Below are 3,981 nucleotides of genomic sequence, written 5' to 3'. Positions count from 1 at the left end.
GCACCCCCATCCCGGCCCGCGCGCCCGCCCGCCGGGCGTTCTCCCGCTGATCCGCCGCGGGCCGGCCAGGGGACACCGTCGCCGTCAGCGGGGCCCCGGCCAGCGCCGCCCACCCGCCGTCGTGGAAGCGCACCCATGCCCCGCCGAACGTCAGCTCGATGCCCGCCAGGCCCTCCGCGTTGCCCACGAGCCGGTTGGCCAGCCGCAGGCTCGGGGCGTCGGCCGCCCCCGACCGGGGCACGCCGAGGTGGGCGTGACCGGGCCGCCCGAGATCCTGCACGGTCGCGTACGGACCGGGCGCCAGCACCTCGATCATCACGTGCCCGTGGCCTCACTCCGTCCGGCGGGCATGGTCGCCATCTGCCACCCTCTCCTCACCTGGCCCTGGTCGCCGTCCTCCCGCAGCCCGTCCTCAGGACGGCGGGGCCTCCTCGCGTACGAACCGCACGCGCATGCCCGGCCGAAACAGCGACGGAGGGTCGGCCGTGACGTCCCACACCCGCACGGACGTGCGCCCGAGCAGCCGCCACCCACCGGGCGACGCGGTCGGATAGACCGCGGAGTAAGGGCCAGCGATCGCCACGGACCCGGCGGGCACCGACGTGCGCGGCGTGTCCAGCCTGGGCGTCTCCAGCACGGGGTCGAGCCCGGTGAGGTAGGCGAACCCCGGGGCGAATCCCAGCCACCCCACCACCAGCTCGCGCCCGCAGTGCCGGGCGACCACCTCGTCCGCGCCGATGCCGGCCAGCGCCGCCACGGAGTCGAGGTCCGCGCCGTCATAGACCACGGGGATCGTCACGGCAGGCCCCTCGGCCGCTCCGGCGCCGGCCTTGCCGCGTTCTTCGGCGACGAGGGCCGCCAGCCGATCGCGGAGCCGCGCCTGGTCCGCGCCCGGCGCCACCACGAGCACGGTCGCGGGCCCCGGCACGATCTCCGCCACGCCGGCGGGCCGGTCCGTCCGCAGCGCCGCGTCCAGCCGGTGCGACAACTCCAGCGAGCCCGTCTCCACGAGCAGCCCGTGCTCCCCGGCCCTGCGGATCACGTGAACGCCTGCAGGACGACTCCGGCCGCCAGCAGCGCGTCGCGGACCCGCTGGGCCAGCCGGACCGCGTCAGGCGTGTCTCCGTGGACGCAGATGGAACGGGCGACCAGCTGGACGGAACTTCCGTCAGAGGCCGTCACCGAGCCCTCCACGGCCATCTGACGGGCACGGGCCGCCACCACGACGGCGTCGTGGATGACCGCGCCCGGTTCCCTTCGCGGGACGAGCATCCCCGCGGGGGTGTAGGCGCGGTCGGCGAACGCCTCGTTCACCGTCGGCACGCCCGCGACCGCCGCCACCTCGTGCACGACCGAGCCGGGCAGCGTCAGCACCGGCAGCGTGGGGTCGTAGTCGGCCACCGCGTCGATCACCGCCCCCGCCTGCACCTCGTCGCGGCAGATCCGGTTGTAGAGGGCGCCGTGGGGTTTGACGTAGGACACCCGGCCGCCCATCGCCCTGGCGATGCCGTCGACGGCCGCGAGCTGGTAGAGCACCTCGGCGCAGAGCTCCTCCGGCTCGAGGTCCATCTCCCTGCGCCCGAAGTGCGCCCGGTCGCGGTAGGACACCTGCGCCCCGATCGCCACGCCGCGGTCGACGGCCGCCGCGCACGTGCGCCGGATGGTCACCGGGTCGCCCGCGTGGAAACCACAGGCCACGTTGGCGCTCGTGACGATGTCGAGCAGCGCCAGATCGTCGCCGAGCCGCCAGATGCCGTAGCCCTCGCCGAGATCCGCGTTGAGGTCGATCACCATGGCACCATCATGGCGCTTCACGGCTCGCGTGGTGCGACGAACAGGGTCTGAGTGGCCGTCCCGACCTCGCCATTCTCGTCATAAAGGGTCGAACGGGTCAGCCCACGACCGGCCGGGCCGAGCACGGTGGCCGACTCCATGCAGATCCACTCCGTTTCGGGCGACCGGAACAGGGAGATTGTCAGGTCCACGTTCGCGAAGAGGTGCGTGGCGAAGTCGACGGCGAGGCTGATGCCGTTGCCGCTGTCGGCGAACACCGCCAGGCGCTCCAGCGAGGTGATCTCCTCGCCCTCGACCAGCGGCATGCCGAGCCTGCCCCAGACCGTGGCCGGGCCGGGAGTCAGGGGGCTGCCGGTGACGAAACGCCAGTCGAGCGCCCTGCCGTACCCGAAGCCGGAGCTCAGCCACGAGCGCGCGTGCTCCTGCGAACGGGGCGGGACCGGCGCCGGCGGTTTCCGCGCCGGCGTGGCGTGGGTGCCGGCCTCCCGGATGCGCCAGGCGCTCGCCCTGGCGAACTCGCGGCCACCGGATCGGACGCTCGCCGACAGGCATTGCACGCGCTTGCCGTCACGGGCCACGTCGGTCTCGACCCGCAGCTCGGCCACGGGCACGGGCGCGAACACGTCGACCACCAGCCTCGACAGCTGCAGGCCTGGCCGCGGGGCCGTGCGAGCCAGCTCGTGCACGATCAGGGCGGTGACGGGCCCCATGTGCTGGGAGCCGGGATCCCACGGGCCCTGGGTGTGCTCCGACGCGCGGTAACGGCCTTCGCCGGCGCGGCTGTACATCGCCATAGAACGAAATTCTATGGCGAGCTAGATCTCGTCGGGAATGTCGGCGATGTCGTCGAGAGCCGCCGCGAGCTCCTCCGGGTCGCCGCCGATCCGCTCGGCGATCTCGATCAGCACGTGGAGCACGTCGTGGCGGTCGTGCCCGAGGTCGAGCAGGCGCTGCGCGGCCTCCCACAACTGCGGCGGATCGCCCTCCCACAGCCGGGTTGCGATCTCCTCGTGCCAGGCCAGGTGCTCCTGGTCGATGGCGCCGCCGTGGTCGATCTCGAGCAGCGTGCGGCGGTCGGCCTCGTCGGCGGGGTTGAGGTGGTCGAGGTCGACGTCGCCGTGCGTGCCCTGCAGGAAAGGGAAGGCGAAGACCCGCCTGGCCAGCGCCGACAGGTCGCCGTCCGGCAGCAGGCGCTCCAGCAGGGGCCGGTCGAGGCCGAACGACGTCGGATCGCGGTAGGCCTCGGGGAACTTGCCGATGGCCTCCCACACCGCGTCGAGCGTGGCCTTCAGCCCCTGCTCGGGCAGCGCCGTGCGCTGGGCGGCGAAGCGCACCCAGGCCGCCAGCACGTGCGGCATCGCCTCCTGCTCCGCCACGCTCAGCATCACCTTGCGCGGCAGCCAGTCGAGCAGGAACGTCTCGCACTTGGTGGGGCTGACCCGCAGCGGCCGGTTGAAGTCCTGCTCGCAGCCGTAGTCGATGATGTGGTCGGCGCAGCGCGAGGCGGCCGAGGGGTCGGACAGGTGCTCGGCGGCGTCGGAGGCCAGGAACTCCGCCGCCAGCATGGCCCGCCGCTCCCTGCTGTAGGGGGCCTCGATGTGCAGCGGCGCCGGCCGCTTGCGCCCGGGCGGCAGCGCCTTCAACCGGGCCCTGGCGAACGCGTGGTAGGCGCTGTAGCTGTCGCTCACCGGCGGCGGGGTCTTCGGCTCCTTCGTGGCCTTCATCGCCGACTCCAGAAGGGCCCTCGCCTGCTCCGGCTGGATCTCCTCGAACAACAGCATCGGGTTGCCCGCCGCCTCGGCCCTGGCCTGCTCGATCAGCTTGTCGACCTGCGAGGAGACCCAGGCGTCGCGGGTCATGCCGCTCATGTTGTAGTCGACGACCATGACGAGCGCGTGACGGTCGGCCGGGGTCTGGCCGTCGTTCCACCGGTAGGAGAAGGTGCAGATCACCGTGTCCTGGTCGCCGTAGGCGTCGCGGGAGACGTAGCAGCCGGCCGGTTTCACCGCGCCCACCCTGTCGGCCCAGCCCGGCCTGGCCACCCCCGACTCCATCATGGCGAGCGCCGCGCCCTCGGCCTTGGCGCCCTGGCGGGCCGTGCCGAGGTAGGCCAGGCACATCAGCAGGGTCAGCGAGGCCGGCGTGCCGGCCTTGGCCGCGTAGTCGACGAGCCCCTCACCGAGAACC

General features: G+C 73.3%; 4 protein-coding genes and 1 pseudogene. All 5 read right to left on the bottom strand.

The genetic code is table 11. The features are described from left to right. Positions 1-316: pseudogene (locus E1267_RS42915) on the bottom strand (allophanate hydrolase subunit 2 family protein); the annotation flags it as partial. A gap of 96 nt (positions 317-412) precedes the next feature. Further along, positions 413-1,042 (bottom strand): 5-oxoprolinase subunit B family protein, encoded by a 630-nt coding sequence (locus E1267_RS42910; RefSeq protein ID WP_132341944.1) that lies wholly within the window; start codon positions 1,040-1,042, stop codon positions 413-415. Next, positions 1,039-1,794: a LamB/YcsF family protein gene (locus E1267_RS42905; protein ID WP_132341942.1), complete on the bottom strand. Its 756-nt coding sequence runs from the start codon at positions 1,792-1,794 to the stop codon at positions 1,039-1,041. Before E1267_RS42905 ends, E1267_RS42910 begins: the two co-directional genes overlap by 4 nt. A 17-nt stretch (positions 1,795-1,811) precedes the next feature. Continuing rightward, on the bottom strand, positions 1,812-2,588 hold the full coding sequence (locus tag E1267_RS42900; protein WP_132341940.1) for a thioesterase family protein: 777 nt from the start codon (positions 2,586-2,588) through the stop codon (positions 1,812-1,814). A gap of 21 nt (positions 2,589-2,609) precedes the next feature. Continuing rightward, positions 2,610-3,981 (bottom strand): hypothetical protein (locus E1267_RS42895; protein WP_132341938.1); only part of this gene is annotated, 1,372 nt, incomplete at its 5' end.

The sequence above is a fragment of the Nonomuraea longispora genome, from assembly GCF_004348345.1.
In the GTDB taxonomy this organism is placed as follows: Bacteria; Actinomycetota; Actinomycetes; order Streptosporangiales; family Streptosporangiaceae; genus Nonomuraea; species Nonomuraea longispora.
The sequence above is the reverse complement of the archived record's forward strand: the minus strand, read 5'-3'. Positions and strand labels throughout refer to the sequence as shown.

Coding starts and splice junctions, on each gene's coding strand:
- E1267_RS42905 (WP_132341942.1), bottom strand. CDS start 1,794: ATGGTGATCGACCTCAACGCGGATCTCGGCGAGGGCTACGGCATCTGG.
- E1267_RS42900 (WP_132341940.1), bottom strand. CDS start 2,588: ATGGCGATGTACAGCCGCGCCGGCGAAGGCCGTTACCGCGCGTCGGAG.